Here is an 18,765-nt window from a genome sequence, read left to right as displayed (position 1 = left end):
CCCCTCGAAATTTCCTCTAGTCGATCGCGGCACGCCGTTGGGGAAAAGAGGATCAGGAAATGCAGCGCATTACCATCACCATCGATGACGATCTTCTGGAGACGATCGACAAGATCAGCGTGCAGCGCGGCTATGCAAGCCGCTCGGAAACCTTGCGCGATCTCGTGCGCGATGCCGTGACCCGCACGCAGCCGACCATAGATGGCGAAGCGCGATGCTACGCGGCCCTTGCCTACGTCTATGAACACGAGACCCGCGACCTGTCGCGCCGGCTGACGACGGCGCAACACGATCACCACGATCTTTCAGTCTCGACGCTTCATGTTCATATCGATGGGCAAGATTGCCTCGAAGTCTCCGTGCTGAAGGGTAAGGTGGACGAGATAAAGACCTTTGCCGACAGCGTCGTGACGCAGCGCGGCGTACGCTTCGGGAACTTGCACATCATTCCATCCGACGACGGCGCAGACCACCCCGAATCCCATTCGCATGACTGAGTGGACGGCAAGTTGCCCGCGGACTACCCAGTCAGAGCTGATGACATAGGCGATACTCCTTGAGAGCGGCAACCAAAACCAGGCGGCTTCAACAGGGCCAGTGATGCCGGCGGCGCCCAGCATCGGCTTCAGCGCCGATCCGGGTCATGCCTTCCGGGCGGTAAGCACGGTCAAACCGAAGTTGTCGCTCACCACATAAGATTCCGTCAGGCCTTGACGAAGGACGATGAAGCATAAATGTCTTCCCATCACGGCAAATGGGGGAAGCGATGAAGATACTCGGCATATCGGGCAGCCTGCGTAAAGGCTCCTTCAACACGGCCCTGCTGCACGCGGCCGTCGAATTGGCACCAAGCGGCGTCGAGCTGATCGCCCGCACCATCCATGGCGTGCCGCTTTACGATGCCGATCTCGAGGCTGCGGATGGCATTCCGGAAAAAGTACAGGAACTCAAGGACCTCGCCATTTCAGCCGATGGGCTGATCCTGTTTACGCCGGAATACAACAATTCGCTTCCGGGCGTTTTCAAGAACGCAATCGACTGGATGAGCCGGCCTTCTACAGACATCGCTCAGGTTTTCGGCGGAAAGCCGATCGCCGTCCTCGGAGCTTCGCCGGGCAATTTCGGTACCATCCTCAGCCAGAACGCCTGGTTGACGGTGTTGCGCACGCTCGGCGCCGAAGCCTGGTTCGGCGGTCGGCTCATGGTGTCACGTGCCGGCAGTGTCTTTGATGCCCATGGCGCAATCGTCGACGAGAAAGTGAAGCACAATCTTGCGGCTTTCATCGATGGCTTCACGACCTTCGTCGCGGATCGCAAAAAGGACTGATGCGTGGCTCTGCGGATGGACCGGACCGCAAACATGGAGCCTATGATTGAACCGATGAATGACCTAATGTGAATGTGGTGCCGGGTCCCGGCGCCTCCGGGGCCCCGCACATCTTCTTCCTTCGAAAGCCATGAAATCCAATAGTACCGGTTACGTCTTCACGCTGTTGGCAATCAGCATATTCGCCATACAGGACGGCATCTCCAAGCACCTTGTCAGCGCCTACCCGCCGCTTCTGGTGGCGATGATCCGCTATTGGGCTTTCATGCTTTTCGCCATCGCAATGGCTTCGCGCGCGCCTGGCGGCTTGCGGCGCAACGTCAGGACCAAACGCCCTGTCCTACAGATTGCCCGGGGCTTGCTGCTCGCCGCGCAGATCGTCGTCGCCATCTCGTCCTTCGTCGTCGTCGGCCTTGCCCATTCTCAGGCGATCTTTTCATCCGGTCCGCTGATGGTGGCCTTGCTGTCGATCCCCATCCTCGGCGAGAAGGTCGGCTGGCGGCGATGGCTGGCGATCTGTTTCGGTTTCTTCGGCGTGCTGTTGATCCTGAAGCCGGAAAGCGGCGTCTTCGATACGCGCTTCCTGGTGCCGCTCTTCGGCGCATTGCTATTTTCGCTCTACGTCGTCCTGACACGCTATGTCAGCCGCGAAGACGGCGCCATGACCAGCTTTTTCTATACGGGTGTGGTGGGCGCGATCGCCATGAGCTGCATCGGGCCGTTCTTCTGGACACCGCTTGCGCCCCATGACTGGATCTTCATGGGCATTCTTTGCCTGACCGGCGTTTCAAGCCATTATTTCCTCATCCGAGCCTACGATATGCTGGACGCGGTGGTGATCCAGCCGCTGACCTATCTGCAGCTCGTCTTTTCCGCCATTATCGGTGTCATGATATTCGGCGAAAAGTTGAGCGCGCCCATGATCTTAGGCGCGCTCATCGTTGTTGCGGCGGGCATATTCACGATCTGGCGCGAACATGCGCTGGCGAGAACCCGGCTCAAGACCGGCAAGGGACCGGCGGACTAAGCATCCACCTGGGCGCGCGGCTGCACCTCGGTGTAGTAGCTCACATATTTCTGCCGGTAGCGCTCCGTTCCACCGAAATCGCTGTAGCGCGGCAGTTCCGACATGTCGGTCTTGTTGAGGATCACACCGAGGATGCGCGAGTTGATCTGCGGCTCCTGCTCGAGAACATCACGCACCAGATTGGTCGGCGTTGCGCCCCATTCGGTCACCAGCAGGAAGGCATCGACCTGCGGCGCGAAGGCCTTTGCATCGATGACAGGACCAAGCGGCGCAAGATCGACGATGATGTAGTCGAACATCTTGCGGGCATTTTCCATCAGATGCTGCATGCCCTGCGAGGACAGAAGCTCGCTGGTGTGCAGCAGATGATCACGCACGGCGACCGGAAGAATGGCAAGCTTGGTGCGCGGGTCGACCTTCACGGCATTCGTCCAGGGCACCTCGCCAAGCACAGCCTCGATCAGGCCTGCCTGCGGCGGCGTCTTCAGCGTCCGGCTGAGGCCCGGATTGCGCAAGTCGGCGTCGATGAGCAGCGTGCGCTTACCGCTGCTCGCAAGCAGGGCGGCAAAATTGGCAGCCGTCGTTGACTTGCCTTCGCCCGGCAGTGCCGAGACGACGCCGATGACACGGTCGGCACGGCCTTGCAGCATCACATCGCTGGCAAGCTTTGCGTTCCTCAAGGTCTCGGCGAAGATCGAGCGCGGCGCTTCGACGGAGATGCGCATTATGCGCTCGAAGGCGACGCCGTTTTCTCCCTCTTCCGCCGTTATCGGCTCCGCTCCGGCATCGGCCCTGCGCGACTTCTTCTTGCTCTTGCTCTTGCTCTGCTGACCGAGCAGCGGCAGATAGCCCAGGAATTTCAAACCGAGAGCAGCCCGCACGTCGGCCTCCACGCGGAAGTAACGGTCGCGGAACTCCTGGAATGCAGCTACACCGCAGCCGACCATCAGACCGAGGATGACCGAGAGCGCCATGACGAGCGTCTTCTTCGGGCTGGACGGCGCAGTGGGCACGCCGGCCACCGAAATGACGCGGGCCTTGGCGATGGGGAACGAGCGCTGCTGGGTCGCCTGTTCGAAGCGGCCGAGATAGGATTCGTAAAGCGTCTTCAGCGCCGATGCCTTCTGGTTCAACTCATTCAGGTGAACCAGCGACTTGTTGGCCTCGGAATTCTTGCCGACGACCTTGTCGATGCTTTCGCGCAGCGATTCCGCCCGCGACTGAGCGACATCATACTCGTTCTTGTAGCTGGCGGTGAGCTGCTGAAGGACCTGATAGATCTGCCGGGTGATATCCTGCCGCTCGGCCTTGAGCGCGACTGCCTGCGGATGATCGGCGCCGAAATTCTGCGTGACATCCTGTTCGCGCTTTTCGACGGCAAGATAGCGCGTTTTCAAATCTTGCAGCACTGAATTGTCGGTCGAGCTCGATGAGATGGTCGCGTTCTTGACGGCGTTATCAGGGCCTTGGTCGATGATCGACTTGTACTGATTGTAGCGGGCGGCGGCGCTGGCCGTGTCGGCCTGGGCGATGATCAGCTGCTTGTTGAGGTCGGAAATCTGCTGTTCCGACATCAGTTCGCCGCCGGTTGACGTCAGGCCATTGTCCGCCTTGTATTTCTCGACTTCCAGTGAAGCCTCCTGAGCGCGCTGGCGCAAGTCGTTCAAGCGTTCCTGTAACCAGACGGAAGCGCGTTCGGTTGCATCGAAATTGGCGTTCAGCTGGTCGGTTAGATAAGCGTCGGCATAAGCGCTCGTAACCTTGGCGGCGAGACGCTTGTCCGTCGAACTGAAGGAGACGGCTACGACCGAGCTGCGCGTGACGCGTTCGACCTTCAGATTATCCTGCAGAACGGCAGCAACCTTCTGGCGCTGGGCTTCCCGCTGTTCCTCGGGCGTCATAGGCGGGCGGCCAGGCGTGAAGACGCTGACGATCAGGCTAACGCCGGATTTGAGCAAGGCCGCCGGAGATACGGGCGGATTGAGCAGGGTATTGTTGTCAGCGAGGCCCGCCGTGTCGACGACACGCAACGCCATCTCATTCGATTTGAGGATTTCGACCGCACTGGCGATCTCCATGTCCGCCTGCTGGCTGCTTGCCGCCGGCGGCTGATCCTCGGCATATTTCGTCATGGTTTCGTCGAGCAATATCTGCGTCATCGACGTATAGCTCGAGGTGGCCGTCAACAGATAGACGACGGCCAGGATGACAAAGGCGGCCACGGCGAAAATGATGGTGCGGATGCGCCGGACCACGACGGCCATCAGCCGGTCGAGATCGATAAAGCTATCCTGCGACTCCGCTTGCGGAAGAGCGCTGTGGAAAGTGAAGTTCTTCTGATGCATGGCGACCACCTTGTCGGAGAAGCCCGAATGAACAATAGCCATGGCCCGCGGCCTTACCGGCCGCAGGCCACAATGTGAACAGGCTTAAGCGGCGGTCATCTGCGCTTCGTGCGAGACGACCATGTTGCGGATCGAGTCATAGACCAAGCTGCCGATATCGGAGCGAGCGAGCGCGAAGGCGACGTTCGCTTCGATGAAGCCGTGCTTGGACCCGCAGTCGAACGTGCGTCCGTTATAGACCTGGGCATGGAAGGTCTGCGTCTCGGAAAGGCGCAGCATGCCGTCGGTCAGCTGGATCTCATTGCCGGCGCCGCGCTCCTGACGGGCCAGAATATCGAAAATCTCGGGCTGCAGAATATAACGGCCATTGAGGTAAAAGTTTGAAGGCGCCTCGGACGGATGCGGCTTCTCGACCATTTTGGTCACGGCGAAGCCATGGCGCACGGACTCGCCCTTGCCGATAATGCCGTATTTCGAGGTTTCTTCCGGAGCGCATTCCTCGACAGCGACGATGTTGCCGCCGGTCTCATTATAGAGGTCCATCAAGCCGGCCATGCAGCCGCGAATGCCGTAGCAGAGCATGTCAGGCAGAAGCAGCGCGAATGGCTCGTTGCCGATCAGATCGCGGGCACACCAGACAGCGTGGCCGAGGCCGAGCGGAGCCTGCTGGCGGGTGAAGCTGACAGCGCCCGGCCGCGGCAGGAGGCGTTCCAGCTCGCTGACCTGGTGGCTCTTGCCTGCCCTTTGCAGCGAAGAAATCAGCTCCGGCGTGTCGTCGAAATGGTCTTCGATCGCCGACTTGTTGCGGCTGGTGACGAAGACGATGTGCTCGATGCCGGCTTCGATGGCTTCATCGACGGCATATTGCACGACCGGACGATCGACGATCGTCAGCATCTCCTTTGGCATCGCCTTGGTGGCGGGCAGGAAGCGCGTTCCATTGCCGGCAACCGGGATGACTGCTTTTCTCACACGACGTTTGGGGTCCATGGCTCTATCCTTTGTTAGAGTGAGGGCCTGCGCCCATGTTGGGCAGGGGGGAGGAAAGTTGGGAGGTAGGCGACGGCTGGCGACCGCTCCGCAGAGATGCGGCCAACCGACGAAAACGCGCAAAGATCGGCATGCTGAGATGGCGCACCGCCCGCGGGTTGAGGCATGCGATCTTGAGCATCGCCTGCAATTCACGTTCCTTGATGCTGTCGACCAGCTTCAGGAACGCGATGACGTCCTTCAGATTGCGCGTGCGTCGCCGCTGTGCGGCAAGAGCAGCAGCCCCGAAGGGATGTTCGGCGAAGAATCTGGTGTCTGCGGCAAGCATGGCTTCGACATGGTCTTGCCTGAGAACACGCGAGATCGATCCATCGCGAATGTAATACAAGTAGCCTACGGTCGGCTCGACGACGCAGAGGCCGCCACGAGCGAGCGCGGAAGCCAGGAAAATGTAATCCTCGCCAATCCGCAGGGTTTCATCGAAGCGCAGGCGATGCTTCTCGACGAAGGCTCGCTCGAAGACCGGCTTCATATAGCCGAAATTGTGCTCGGACTGGAAAATCATGTTGGAGGCGATGAACTTTGCCAGCGTCAGCGTCGGCATGCGTGCCAGCATCGCCTCGGGGAACATCGGCAGCATCGTGCCCACGTCCTCGCGGATGACGTCGAGATTGTCGACCGCGATCTGCGCCTCGGCCTTTTCCGCCCTGGCGATCAGGCGGGCCATGCGGTCCGGACGCAGGGCATCGTCAGAATCGAGCACGGCCACCCAGCGGCCCCGGGCCGCATCGAGCCCGGCATTGCGGGCAGCGCCCGGGCCACCATTGCGGGCCATGGCGACGAGTCGTACGCGCGGATCGGGATGGTTGGCGGCGATCTCGCGCGTGCCGTCCGTCGAGCAATCGTCGACGACGATGACTTCCATGCTGACGGCACCTTGCGCCAGCGCGCTGTCAATGGCGCGCTCGAGCGTTTCCTCGGCATTATAGGCAGCAATGACGAAGCTGACATCGGGGATGAAATCCGTCATTGCGGTGCCTTCTCCAGATTTCCATATTGTTCTATTTCGCGAACTCCGAAGAGGCCGCTGACGACGCCGGCATGCATGATGCCGCGCAGGCCATAGCGATGGCGCTTGATGGGCGATGCCGAGAGCAACGCCGCGGCAACGAAGCAATAGGCAGATTTCGTGCCTGCAAGCGCGATCGCGCGCCAGCGCCCGAAGCCACCCCTGGCTTCCAGCAGCATGCGACCATGCGTCTGTCCCATGCGATACCGGCGCTTCGAGAGCCAAGAGACGGTTGCCCGACCGTTGGGAACGGGTTCGTAGACCAGCGCATCCGCGGCATAGGCGATCCTGCCGCCCGCCTTGTGCATATGGGTGAAGAACTCGGTATCTTCGCCGCCGCTGCGCCCGAGCGCGATATTGAAACGCCGCCCGGCAAGCGAAGGCGCGCCGCGGCGCAGCAATACATTGCAGGTGTAGCCGGTCAGGATTTCTCCCGCGACCCAGACCGGCAGAGTCGAATGGAAATCGCCCTGCTGCATCCATGCCGGAGCGACATTCGCGTAAACCGCCTGCACGGGGCCGAGAACGGCATCGGCGCCGGTCGTGTCGGCCATGATGAGCATTTCCGTCAACCAGTCTTCCGAAGCAGTCTCGTCATCATCAATGAAGGCAAGGAAATCGCCGCTTGCATGATCGAGGCAGGCATTGCGGGCAATCGAGATGTTCGATGCCGGGCAATGGACATAGACGATCTCGAAGGGTACGGCCGAACGCATGGCGTCGACACGGCTCCGCGCGCTCGGCGTCACATCATTGTCGGCGACGATGATCCGGATGACCGCACCTGTGGGGACGTTGAGCACGGCAAGCGACAGCAGCGTCTGATCGAGCTCTGCCCGTCGATAGGTGCAGACCGCTATGTCGATCTTAATGGGGCGTCGATGGACTTGAGTCATGACGCGACCCTGCGATTGCGAAAGCTGAAAACTTCCATCCAGAAGCCCATGGACCAGGCGAAATGCATGACCATGGCGGAAATTGCGGCCAGCGGGCCGTAGGGGTTCTTCTGGCCGAGAGCGATCCAGAAACCGTAGGCGATGCAGGCCACAGCCCACAGACCAACCGGAATAACCGCAATCCAGTTAAGGACCGCCAGGAAGGCACCGATGAAAATCGGCACGACCGCAAGCGGCAGCATCTGGCGCAGGCTCGGCATGCTGCGATGCTTGAGAATATTGCGCGCGCGGCCGCGGCCATAACCGAGATATTGCTTGAAGAGCGTCGGGACGCTGGAGCGCGGATAGTAGGTCATGGCAGTCTTGTCCGTCAGCCAGATCCGATACCCCGCCTTGTTCAGCCGATAATCCAGCTCGGCATCCTCGTTATGGCTGAAGGTTTCGTCGTAGCCGCCGACGGCACGGAAGGCGGCAACGCGCATTAGCGCATGATGCCCATGCTCCGCCCAATGGCCCTTGGCTCCTTCGCGATGTTTGGAGCCGCCATTGCCGAGCTTGGAGTTCTGCGCGACGGCCGTTGCCTTCTGGAAGGCGCTGAAACCCATGGTGCGCATAGCAACGACGACGGAATCCGCGCCCGTCGCACCGGCCTCCTGCACCAGCGTCTGGCAGTAATCGTCGGGATAATCGCCATGGGCGTCGATGCGGATGAAATACTCGTAATCGTCGCCGAACGTCTCGATGGCGAGATTGATCGCTGCGCTCTGCAGCCGCTTCGGATTGTCGAGCAACAGAACGCGAGGATCTCTTACAGCTATATCCCGGACGATCTCGCGCGTGCGATCGGTGCTGCCGCCATCAGCCACTACGATCCTGGCGTCGAGTTCGTCCAGAGCCTGCCCGAGTTTGGCGATCAGCGGCTCGATATGCTTTTCCTCGTTGAGGCAAGGAATAACGATTATGCAGCGCATGTCCCCAGAGCTTTCAGTCGTCATTGCAATCCACCTCTATTGCGATGTAGTTGTGGGAGGGCCTGTACTTCGGCAATCTGCTCATTGGCGTGCGTCAGCGACGCCAGCCGCTGCACCAGCCCCTGACAGTCGGCGCGATCCATCATCCATTGCTTGCGATCCTGGGAAGCCACCGCCTCGAAGGCGTCGAGATAACGCCTCGTGTCCATCTCACCCAAAAGCGCCGTCAGATGTTCGGCATCGGCCTGGTCGAGCGTAAGCCCGATCTTTCGGCTGGCAAGAAATCTTGCCGTCTCCGTATCCTTGATCGCAATCGGCACAGCGCCATAAAGACCGCCTTCATAGAGGCGGTTCGGCAGCAGCCAGTTGGAGTTCAAGCCTTCTTCGAAAAAATCGATCGCCCAGGAGAACTGGACTTCGCCATAGATCGCCGAAAGATCCTCGGGATTCTTGTAGGCGCCGGCAAAATGCATGAAGGGTGCATCGCGGACGGTGCGATCGAAGTCCTCGAACTCGGAGTAGGCCGGGCGGCCCCGGAGGACGATCTCGAAACGGCCCTCCACCCGCCGCGAGAATTGATCGAGCAAGGCCAAGGACTTGCGGCAGCGAAGAGCGCCGAACCAGCCTATCTTCCAGGGCTTGCCCGCAGCCGGCGGTCTTGCTGCCGATGCGATGGCGCGCGCCGCAGGCTCAAGCGCCAGCACCTTGTTTTCGAGCAGCATGACCGGCACATGCAGCCCGGAGCGCGGGCGGAAATAACGTTCGATGAAGGCTGGCGAACTGGTCACCAGCAATGCCGCCTGCGAACCGAAATGGCGTTCCGCACTGCGAAGCGCGCTGCCCACGACATCGTCGCGCAGCAGTAGCCGGTGGATATCGAGGCATTCATAGACAACAGGCATATCGCCGCCAAAAATGGACTTGGCGCGATGGGCCAGCGCCAGCATTTCGAGATTGCGGCCGATGATGAGGTCCGGCCTTGCGACCGAGCGCAGCGCACCACGCAGTTTCGCCGCCGATTTGGCCACCGCCGCAATGCGCTGCGCAAACTGGGCATCCCGTGTCTTGCCGAGCTCGATCGGCTCGACACCATGGATGGCAGCCAGCGCATTGTCATCGCGCCGGAACCCCGCGAGCGTCACGAGTGCCCCGCCGGCCTGCAGCATCAGCACCCGCCTGCGCACAGCCGGGTCGGCAAGATCATGGACGAAATACAGTATATGCAGCATCAAAATTTCCGCTTTTGCGCCCGGCCAGAACCAGGCGCCTTGTGTGGTTGGTGTTGCATGGTGGCATTGCAACCGACCGCGCGAGATGCCACGCGGCCGACCATGTTCAATCGAGCTTGCAGGTGATCGATTCCGGGAACAGGCACTTCTCTCCCGGCGCAGTGAAGGCGACGCGCTTGATCTCCATGGTTGCCGGCTCGCCGCTATAGGCGAACTTGCCCATCCAGCCGCTGAGCGTATCGGTGCCCCAGAGACTGAAGAAGATCTTCTGCGCGTTCGTCGGTATCTTCGAAGGATCGGTGACTTCCTGAACGAGCTTGCCGTTCACGTAGTAGCGCAGACGATCCTTTTCCCAGACGAAGGCATAATCATTGAAGTCCTGGTCGGCGCCACCTGCAACCGGCACCAGCTTTTCGTTGCCGCCCTTGGCGGAAATATATTGGTTGACCTGAACTTGGCCGGGATTCTTCCCGAGCACTTCGAAATCGATCTCGTCATGCGGCTTCTTGTCGGTGGGACCGATATAGGTGAAGAAGGCAGAGTTGAGACCAGGCCCCTTGGCTGTGCGATAACGCGCCTCGTAGGTGCCGTAGCCATAGCGTTTCATCGTCTGGATTTCGCCGCAAGCATAATTGCGATCGCCGGTCTTGGACTGGGTGAACTGCAGTTGCAGCGTCCCATCCCTGACGTTCACCTGTTTCCGCGACCAGGTGCAATTCTGATACGCCCCATTGTTCCAGCCATCGGAAATATACCAGCGGCTGGTATCCAAACGTTCGAAATTGTCGACGAATGACTGGCCGGTTGCCTGATCATCCTGGGCGGACACGGCCTGTGGCAGGAAGCACGCGCTCAGGAGAGCGATTGAGACAAGACCAAGTCTTTGCATGTAACTTCTTTTCGATGTCGTCATGGCATCACCTTTGCTTCGAACGCACTTGCCGACCTTCGGCGGCGCGGTTCTGGACAGCACGGATTTCGGTTTGCGGGCGTACCCGGCTGCCAGTCAGCAGGTTGTGGAAGCTTGGCAGGGCGTAGCGCGCCATGCCGTTGGTCAAGGGCAGCAGCAGTAAGGCAAGCGCTGCCGCCAAAAGATAGAAAATCGGATAGAGTTCGCTGCCGCCGCGGTTCCAAAGAACCCAGAGACAGAAGAGCAAAGGATAATGGGCGCAAAAAATCCAGAAGCTGAGGCTGCCCGTTCCCGCCAGACCCCTCCCGATCCGGCTGCGGATGAAGATTGCCGATACTGCCCAGAACCCGGGAATGCCCACCAACACCATCAGATTGCGACAAACCTCGAGCCACAACGGCAATCCAGGCCCTGTCATGTAGGCAGCCGTGGCCAGAAGCGCGGCAAGCGCAATGAAGGCGGGCGCGATCAGGGCGGCATAGCGATCTATGAGCGTCACGTCGATACGATGGAGGCTCAGGTAGATTCCAAAGCTGAAACTGAAGAGGATCGAGTTCCGCAACACTATCCCGATAGATATTGGCCATGCCGCCAGCAAGAGCAGAAAGATCAATGTCGGTAACGGAGCACGACGAATAAGAAAAGCCAGCACCGGCGACAGCAAAATGCAAACAAAAAGATCGCGCAGGAAATAGAGCGGCAGATTTATCGGTTCGCCATCGATAGCGAGCAGGAGATTCGATATCGTGTGCGGATTAGCCTCCGACAGATCCGGCAGGTATCCATCTCCGATACCATAATACTGAAGAAGAAGTACGAAGAGGAAGAACGCGCTATTCCACAACAGGAACGGCAGAATAATTGTCTTTGTCTTCCGGCTAATGGTCTCTGTATAGCTCTGCGGTGCCTTTCCATTTCGAAACAGCAAGTATCCGGAGATTACGCTCAGGCAGGGAACACCTACACGGAACAAGCTGTCACGCAGGAACACTCGCAGCCAATCGAAAAAGCCATAGGCGCCGTTGAATGGGCTGCTATGCGGATCGAACGGTATATGAACAAAGATTATGCCCGAGATGAGCACGATACGCATGAGGTTTATCCGCGAAGATACGTTGGCAGTCACATTCACGATGTCTGTCACCCCTTCTTCGTGCTGCATCCCCCCTTGCAGCCATTTCAAACAGAGCACAGCAGAGCTCGCAGACTTAACCTAGGGCGCTCTTTGGAAAGGGAATATGGCACCGCAGCAAAAATGAGTAAAAAATCATATGCGGACCAGTGCTGAAAACACCGGTCTGCATGCCTTTGAGCATGGAATAATCGATTTGAATTGGAGAAAAGCTCTGCTGCGAAAGGCACTTAGACGCCCGCGCGAACTTTCGATGCCGGCTTCCGAGGAAGAGTTCGACCCGTCTTGTTTTTTTACTGGAAGGTGAAGATTTTTTGCAGCGCAGCAGAGTTTGGTAGGCGAACCATGACCAAAATGCGACAGCATTTCAATCCATGTGAGAAAAGCGGCCTACGTCGCTCCCCTCATGGGTGCATAAATGTAAGATCATGGCGCGCAATGTGTCACAATGATCCTCGCGGGATGGTCCGGGATCCCTCGGCGGGATGGTCTGGATGCCGTCGCACTGGGATAAAGTTTCAGAAAATCTCGTTTCTCAACATTGCTCGACACCGATTGGACGCTACCTGTTGGCGTCACAACGACCTCCGTTATGGGTCAATCGGCCGGAAAATTGCCGCGGATGCCGTTGGAAAGCCAATGATCATGCCCTCGGGGATGAGACCGCAAGCCCCTGAATCAAAACCGTAAAGGCGGGAAAATGGCGTCTATCACAATTGTTATTCCGTTCTATCAGAAGCAAACCGGCGTTCTGCTGCGCGCGTTGAAATCAATATCCCGGCAGACATTTCAGGATTTCGATATCCTCATCGTCGACGATGCATCGCCGCTTCCGGCGGAAGACGAGCTGCAGTCGCTGAGCAATGAAGAAAGAAAACGCATTCGTGTGATCCGTCAGACCAACGCGGGTCCCGGCGGGGCCCGCAATACCGGCCTTAACAGCGTGCCAGCCGAGAGCCGGTTCGTGGCCTTCCTGGATTCCGATGACGAATGGGCACCGGAACATCTCAGCAACGCCTTCGGAACGCTGACCCATTACAATGCAGATTGCTACTGGGACTCCATCGATGGCGGCAAGGAGTTCTATTATCATTTCAGCATCGCCGAACTCGGAAAGTCGGCCGATACGATACGATTGTCGGACAGGCCCGCCGTCGTCGAAATTCCGAACATTGCCAGCGTCATGCTGCAGGATTGGAGCTTTTTGCATATGTCCTGCATGGTGATCGGGCGGCCGCTCTTCGAAAAGATCCGTTTCGAGCCGTCATTGCGGCTGGCGGCAGAGGACGTCTTGTTCTTCTGCGACTGCGTTCTCGCAGCCAAGCGGGTATTGCTATGTGAAAATGCCGGTGCACTGCGTGGCGAAGGCGTGAATATCTTCCACAGCATCGATAACGATTCCCCCGAATTCCTGCGTCAGCAATTCAACACGTGGACGGCGCTCAACACGCTGGAACAGAGATTTTCGCGGCGGCCTCAGGATGTCGAGTCCATCCGCCTCTATAAAAATCGCGCCCGGCGGCAGGCGCTCTGGAGCCAGGCGCGGCAGGTGCGGCAGCGGCGTCTGCCGCAATTTGGACTGCTGGCAAAATGGGCCTTGCGCGACCCGGCGATTTTACAAAGCGTCATGCAGCTTGCCGTCGGCAAACTCGCGCCCTAGATTTTGCAGCGCAGCATGAGCTGCGCATGCCGCATCGAAGAGCCACGGCGTGCCCCGCTATCGTTTGGATCAGCAAGGAGTCCTGTATGAAGCCGTTCCACTGGGAATCCACCCATGGCAATTTCGGTGATGATCTCAATCTCTGGCTCTGGGATTTCCTACTTCCCGGCCTTCGCGATGTTCACAAGGAAACACTGCTGGTCGGCGTCGGAACCGTCCTCAACACAGAGATCCTGCCCGACGAGGGACGCAAGCTCGTCATCGGCAGCGGCTTCGGCTATGGCTCCCTTCCCGACATGCGCGACACATCGCAATGGGACATTCGCAGCGTACGCGGCCCGCTGACAGCGGAAAAGGCTGGCCTGCCTGCCACAATGGGCATTGTCGACCCCGCCGTCCTGGTGACGGAAATGCCCGAATTCCAGAACATTTCGAAAAACGGCAAGCGCACCTTCATTCCGCATTGGGAATCGGCTGCCGCTGGTCTCTGGCCTGAAATCTGCAAAACCGTGGGCCTTTCCTATCTCGACCCCCGCGGCGAGGCAAAGGCCGTGATCCGCGAAATTGCTGCGTCAGAAATGATCGTTGCGGAGTCCATGCACGGCGCTATCCTTGCCGATGCTTTCCGCGTTCCATGGATTGCAGTCAGCTCCTCGCGCTCCATCAACAGCTTCAAATGGAACGACTGGGCGCGCTCGCTCGGCGTCACCTATCAGCCGAAGCACATCCCCGTTTCGACCCGCGCCGAGGCGATCGCCAAGGGCGCGAAGTTCTGGGGAGTCGGTTTCGAACGCAGCAAGCTGGCAGCAGACGAGCTCGGAAAACAGCGCTACGGGGAAAACGTGATGCTTGCCGATCCCGAGCAGACCACGCTGCGCATCATGGCAAAGCAGGCACTTGCCATGCCTTCCGCCCTGGCTCTGTGGCAGGCAAGCAAGGCGAGGCCGCAGCTGAGCAAGGATAGCGCGCTTGCCGCCTGCAAGGAGCGCCTCCTCAATGTGGTCGAAGGCGTTCGCCGCGATTATCTGTAAGCCGCGATACCGCTATTTCGGAGCGGCCTGCAGAAGATAGCGCAGGCCGTTCGCACCGGCATGGGCAATGGGCGCGCCGCTCCGCTTGCGGAAGCGCTCGGTCTTATCAGCCAGAATGCCGCCGGCAATCGCCGGGACGGCGAAGGGATGCGAAAGCGCATAGATCGCGGCAGACAAGAGCCCCGATTGCGACTTGATGTCGAGGAAATGCCTGAGCTCGTAGCGATCGCGGATATGCTGCTCATGACGGCGGATTACCGCAGCGTCTTCCGAAGAAAGCCCGCCCTTGGCAAGTATGGTCCGGTCAGCCTCATAGAGACGGCGCAAATCCTCCGTCCTGTGCCGGCCGCTCAGCGAATCGCTGCGCACCACGGCGCCGTAACCGCAGCTATGGATGACCTTGTAACGTGCGCGCTTCGCCAGCGCGCGGACGTAAAGGTCATAGTCCTCGCCGAGGCGCAGCGCCTCATTGTAGCGCAGGCCATGCGCATCCAGAAAGGAACGCCGCATCAAGGGCTTCAGGAAGCCGATCTCGCCGCGGCGCACGCCTCGCTTGGAAATATTGCCCTCGACGAAAGCAGCAAGATCAAGAAACCGCGGCTTCGCATCGAAATGATCGAGCCGTGCATGCGCGTCAGGAACGGTGTCGGCACTGACGAAGGCGATGTTGTCGGCGACGAAATCCCAATCGTCAGCGGCAAGCAGCGCAGCAAAACGCCCCGGAAAGAAGAAATCGTCGGCATCGAGAATGCCGATCAGCGGAGCCTTGGATATGTCGATCGCGTGGTTTCGTGCTGCGGCGGGACCACGGTTCTTCTCGAATTCCTGGATCGTCAGTCTGCCGCTGCCGTCATCGGCCTTGGCCGCCGCGGCGGCGGTCCCATCCGTCGAACCGTCGTCGATGACGACGACTTCCGCCACTTCGGGCTCGCGAAGGGCCGAGGCAACGGCCAGCCCGATGGTGTCGCTGGCATTCTTTGCGGCAATGATTACGCAGACACTTTTTTCTGCACTGTCGATCACGTCAGCCTCCAATGGTTCAGGCGGAGACTTAGGACATGGCGCCGATCCGGCAACTACCGGATCATCAAAAGATCTAATCGTCTAGCCGGTTCAGGGGTTGAACGGTTCCGAACGCTTTAAACTGGAGGCGGACAGACCGGCGACCTTGCTGTCCTCCTGGGCCGATGACGGCACCTTATCTTCGCTCGACAGGGCTTCATGCGCCTTGCGCTCTTTCCAGACAAGGTAGAGCACACCCAGGAAATAACCGACCTGCAGAAGGACGGCACAGATGACCGTTTCGATCAGGGTGGTCGAAAGCGAGTTCGTCAGGAAATATGTTGCGATGGCAAATACGATCAGCGTGCCCAGCATGCTGATGAAAACGCGGGGCGCATACATAATCTTACCCCGCCCGCTCGACCATCAAATGAAAAACGATCAAGGTCTTTCCTCCCTTATCAGACCTAAGTCTTAAATATATTTTATGATTCATTGAGATTCAACCAAGTTACCCAGATCCGTTGCGATTTGAGACGACCCTAACGCCGGGCCTGTTAAAACTACACCTCGATTATAATTACAATTGAATTTGTTCATCTTTCTCTTTGCAATTATATGGAGATGTAATGAAATAATGCAATTTTTACGAAGCATGAGGTCAGCCGCGCCTCCATCGTTTCATCGTCAATCCAATCAACTTTTATTACAAAGTCCTGAAAAATCCGATCTCAGTATGTGCGCTGCAAAATATTGCTGCAGCGCAATATATCTCATGAAGAAATCGGGATGGCATATAGCTGAAGGGAAACCAAACACAGGCTATCGAAGCCAATGATAATGAACAACTTACCGTTCGATGCCTATAACATCCTTAGAAATCGTCGACTATGACGCGGCAGAGCTGTCAACCGTGACATTATACGCAACACGATACAGTACAACCCATCTATAGTTGATCACTGAATTAAACCAATTCACCATCGGTGCGGTAATTCTATACCGCCATGCCATATCGCTACAAAAGTTTGGCTTAAAAAGTCCAAATCGGAACCTACACTCCGATCATCCCGGCTCTAATTACGCGTCCGAGAATTTCCGACCAATCGTCAACATGAATGGAGTTTTCTCTATGAAGTCTGCGACGAGATCGGCCACATCGGCTTTTTTCAGCGCCGCGGAAAGCGACGTCTTTCCGCCCACTGGTGGAGTACTGAAGCGCGTTTTCGACGTCTCTACCGCTATGCTCGCTTTGGTTCTCATCAGCCCGCTCTTTCTGATGCTGATGCTGCTGGTAAAACTTACAGACCGCGGCCCCGCTTTCTACGGTCATCGCCGTATCGGCCATAACGGCAAGACCTTCCGTTGCCTGAAGTTCCGCACCATGGTCGTCGATGGCGACAAGGTGCTGCATGCCTACCTGCAGGCCAATCCGAAGGCAATGGAAGAGTGGCGCGCAACGCGCAAACTGCAGAACGACCCCCGTGTCACCACCGTCGGGGCCGTCCTGCGCAAGCTCAGCCTCGACGAGCTGCCGCAGCTCATCAACATCATCCGCGGCGAAATGAGCGTCGTCGGACCACGCCCGGTCGTGGAAGACGAGCTCGAACGCTACGAGACCGCGGCAATCTACTATTTGCAGTCCCGTCCGGGCCTGACCGGTCTGTGGCAGGTCAGCGGCCGCAACGACGTCTCCTATGAAAGCCGTGTCGCCTTCGACACGCATTATGTGAAGAACTGGTCGCTCAGCAGCGACATGGTGATCATCGCCAAAACCATTCCTGCAGTCTGCCTCTCGCGCGGCAGCTATTGATGATGACTGACAGATACCGCGGGAGGTTTCCTGCGGTTCTCCCGCGTCTTGCGGGTTGCCTACCAATAACAGGGAAGATCCTGCATGATTGAATTTCGGCCTTCCAAGAGGCTTGTACGCGTCAATACATCGCTACGCTGCGCAACTATCGTTGCTCTCAGCCTTTGCGTAGCTTCCGTCTCGGCCTCGGCCGAAAACCTTCCCGGATATCATCTGGGCGTCATGGACAAGCTGCATGTGCGCGTCGCCGAATGGCAGACCGCCGAAGGCACGGTTCGTGACTGGTCCACCATTTCGGGCGATTATACGGTCGGCCCTTCCGGCTCGATATCCATTCCCTTCATCGGGGACATGCCCGCAGTCGGCAAGACCACGGATCAGATCGCCGAAGCCATCGGCCTCGGGCTGCAGAAGCAGTTCGGCCTGCGTGATCGCCCATCGGCTTCAGTTGAAATGTCGCAGTTCCGACCGATCTACCTTTCAGGGGAAGTGCAGAATCCGGGTGAATATCCGTTCGTACCCAACCTGACCGTGCTGAAAGCCGTAAGCCTCGGCGGCGGCATGCGCCGTGCCGATGCCGGACAGCGCTTTGCGCGCGATTTCATCAATGCCAAGGGCGACGCCGTCGTCTACATGGCGGAGCGCAGCCGCCTGCTGATGCGCAAGGCGCGGCTGCTGGCCGAATTGGCTGGCAAGGATGACATCGATGTGCCGCCAGAGCTCAAGCAATTGCCCCAAACGGCAAGTCTGCTCGCAAGCGAGAAAGCGCTGATGGACACGCGCGCCAAGCGCATGACGACGCAGCTAAAATCACTGGAAGATCTGAAGGCGCTCCTACAGAACGAAGTCGAGGCGCTTTCGAAAAAGAACGACACGCAGAGCCGCCAGCTCGATCTGGCCAAGGCCGATCGCGACAAAGTCGAAAGCCTGACGGAACGCGGCCTGGAGCTTGCCTCCCGCAGGATCTCCGCTGAACAGCGCGCCTCCGATCTGGAAGCGACGCTTCTCGATACGGAAACCGCGTCCCTGAAAGCCAAACAGGATATCAACAAGGCCAACCAGGACGAGATCACTCTGCACAACGACTGGCAGAGCTCGTTGGCCCAGGACATGCAGGATACCGACACGCAGCTGGAAACGCTGCAGCTGAAACTGTCGACCAGCCAATCGCTCATGCAGGAAGCCGTGGCCCAATCCGCCGACGCCAGCAACCTCGATCCAAGCGGACCGGGTGTCAGCATCTCCTACACCATCATTCGTGACGAAAACGGCCAGTCGAAGGAAATTCAGGCTCAGGAGAACACGCAGGTACTGCCGGGCGACCTAATCAAGGTCACTACCGGCCTTGCCATCCGATAGGAAA

Annotated in this window: 17 protein-coding genes; 7 read left to right on the top strand and 10 right to left on the bottom strand. The window is 58.6% G+C overall.

Annotation, left to right across the window (positions count from 1 at the left end):
* The first annotated feature begins 59 nt into the window (after window positions 1-59).
* The 3 genes from nikR to GDN47_RS09865 all read left to right on the top strand — a co-directional run bounded on the left by nikR (window position 60) and on the right by GDN47_RS09865 (window position 2,354).
* Window positions 60-497, top strand: a complete 438-nt coding sequence (nikR, locus tag GDN47_RS09875) for a nickel-responsive transcriptional regulator NikR (RefSeq protein WP_152093179.1) — start codon at window positions 60-62, stop codon at window positions 495-497.
* A gap of 269 nt (window positions 498-766) precedes the next feature.
* Window positions 767-1,327, top strand: a complete 561-nt coding sequence (locus GDN47_RS09870; protein ID WP_152093178.1) for an NADPH-dependent FMN reductase — start codon at window positions 767-769, stop codon at window positions 1,325-1,327.
* Window positions 1,328-1,457: 130 nt separating this feature from the next.
* Window positions 1,458-2,354: a DMT family transporter gene (locus tag GDN47_RS09865; protein WP_152093177.1), complete on the top strand. Its 897-nt coding sequence runs from the start codon at window positions 1,458-1,460 to the stop codon at window positions 2,352-2,354.
* On the opposite strand, the gene GDN47_RS09860 is transcribed toward GDN47_RS09865, so the two are convergent.
* The 8 genes from GDN47_RS09860 to GDN47_RS09825 form a co-directional block, all read right to left on the bottom strand.
* Window positions 2,351-4,699 (bottom strand): polysaccharide biosynthesis tyrosine autokinase, encoded by a 2,349-nt coding sequence (locus tag GDN47_RS09860; RefSeq protein ID WP_113351040.1) that lies wholly within the window; start codon window positions 4,697-4,699, stop codon window positions 2,351-2,353. The genes GDN47_RS09865 and GDN47_RS09860 overlap by 4 nt on opposite strands.
* An 84-nt stretch (window positions 4,700-4,783) precedes the next feature.
* A complete protein-coding gene (gene galU, locus GDN47_RS09855; protein ID WP_069610329.1) occupies window positions 4,784-5,689 on the bottom strand; it encodes a UTP--glucose-1-phosphate uridylyltransferase GalU in 906 nt (301 codons plus the stop codon).
* Window positions 5,690-5,693: 4 nt separating this feature from the next.
* Window positions 5,694-6,719: a glycosyltransferase family 2 protein gene (locus tag GDN47_RS09850; RefSeq protein WP_113329631.1), complete on the bottom strand. Its 1,026-nt coding sequence runs from the start codon at window positions 6,717-6,719 to the stop codon at window positions 5,694-5,696.
* Window positions 6,716-7,654, bottom strand: coding sequence for a glycosyltransferase family 2 protein (locus GDN47_RS09845; RefSeq protein WP_152093176.1), 939 nt, complete (start codon window positions 7,652-7,654; stop codon window positions 6,716-6,718). Before GDN47_RS09845 ends, GDN47_RS09850 begins: the two co-directional genes overlap by 4 nt.
* A complete protein-coding gene (locus GDN47_RS09840; protein ID WP_152093175.1) occupies window positions 7,651-8,649 on the bottom strand; it encodes a glycosyltransferase family 2 protein in 999 nt (332 codons plus the stop codon). Before GDN47_RS09840 ends, GDN47_RS09845 begins: the two co-directional genes overlap by 4 nt.
* The gene (locus GDN47_RS09835; protein ID WP_152093174.1) at window positions 8,646-9,854 is read right to left on the bottom strand and encodes a glycosyl transferase family 1; all 1,209 of its coding nucleotides are present in this window, start codon (window positions 9,852-9,854) and stop codon (window positions 8,646-8,648) included. Before GDN47_RS09835 ends, GDN47_RS09840 begins: the two co-directional genes overlap by 4 nt.
* Before the next feature lie 106 nt (window positions 9,855-9,960).
* Window positions 9,961-10,767, bottom strand: a complete 807-nt coding sequence (gene exoK, locus GDN47_RS09830) for an endo-1,3-1,4-beta-glycanase ExoK (protein WP_113329628.1) — start codon at window positions 10,765-10,767, stop codon at window positions 9,961-9,963.
* A gap of 4 nt (window positions 10,768-10,771) precedes the next feature.
* A complete protein-coding gene (locus tag GDN47_RS09825; RefSeq protein WP_233789834.1) occupies window positions 10,772-11,857 on the bottom strand; it encodes an acyltransferase family protein in 1,086 nt (361 codons plus the stop codon).
* A gap of 739 nt (window positions 11,858-12,596) precedes the next feature.
* Between GDN47_RS09825 and GDN47_RS09820 the strand changes: the two genes are divergently transcribed.
* On the top strand, window positions 12,597-13,556 hold the full coding sequence (locus GDN47_RS09820; protein ID WP_113329627.1) for a glycosyltransferase family 2 protein: 960 nt from the start codon (window positions 12,597-12,599) through the stop codon (window positions 13,554-13,556).
* Window positions 13,557-13,642: 86 nt separating this feature from the next.
* Window positions 13,643-14,587 carry a polysaccharide pyruvyl transferase family protein gene (locus GDN47_RS09815; RefSeq protein ID WP_112723368.1) on the top strand — a complete coding sequence of 315 codons (945 nt, stop codon included), beginning with the start codon at window positions 13,643-13,645 and terminating at the stop codon, window positions 14,585-14,587.
* Window positions 14,588-14,599: 12 nt separating this feature from the next.
* Here GDN47_RS09815 and GDN47_RS09810 read toward each other — a convergent pair whose 3' ends face one another.
* Together GDN47_RS09810 and GDN47_RS09805 are read right to left on the bottom strand one after the other, a co-directional pair.
* Window positions 14,600-15,610, bottom strand: coding sequence for a glycosyltransferase family 2 protein (locus GDN47_RS09810; RefSeq protein ID WP_113350607.1), 1,011 nt, complete (start codon window positions 15,608-15,610; stop codon window positions 14,600-14,602).
* A 90-nt stretch (window positions 15,611-15,700) separates the two neighbouring features.
* Window positions 15,701-15,991, bottom strand: a complete 291-nt coding sequence (locus tag GDN47_RS09805) for an exopolysaccharide production repressor protein (protein WP_113350608.1) — start codon at window positions 15,989-15,991, stop codon at window positions 15,701-15,703.
* 730 nt (window positions 15,992-16,721) lie between these two features.
* Here GDN47_RS09805 and GDN47_RS09800 point away from each other — a divergent pair.
* Both GDN47_RS09800 and GDN47_RS09795 read left to right on the top strand, forming a co-directional pair.
* Window positions 16,722-17,402: a sugar transferase gene (locus tag GDN47_RS09800; protein ID WP_095437080.1), complete on the top strand. Its 681-nt coding sequence runs from the start codon at window positions 16,722-16,724 to the stop codon at window positions 17,400-17,402.
* Between the two features lie 84 nt (window positions 17,403-17,486).
* On the top strand, window positions 17,487-18,761 hold the full coding sequence (locus tag GDN47_RS09795) for a polysaccharide biosynthesis/export family protein (protein ID WP_113329624.1): 1,275 nt from the start codon (window positions 17,487-17,489) through the stop codon (window positions 18,759-18,761).
* Window positions 18,762-18,765 lie beyond the last annotated feature (4 nt).

The sequence above is a fragment of the Martinezella dioscoreae genome (assembly GCF_009176305.1).
Taxonomy (GTDB): domain Bacteria; phylum Pseudomonadota; class Alphaproteobacteria; order Rhizobiales; family Rhizobiaceae; genus Rhizobium; species Rhizobium dioscoreae.
Note: the sequence above shows the minus strand (reverse complement) of the source record. Positions and strands in the feature narration are given on the sequence as shown.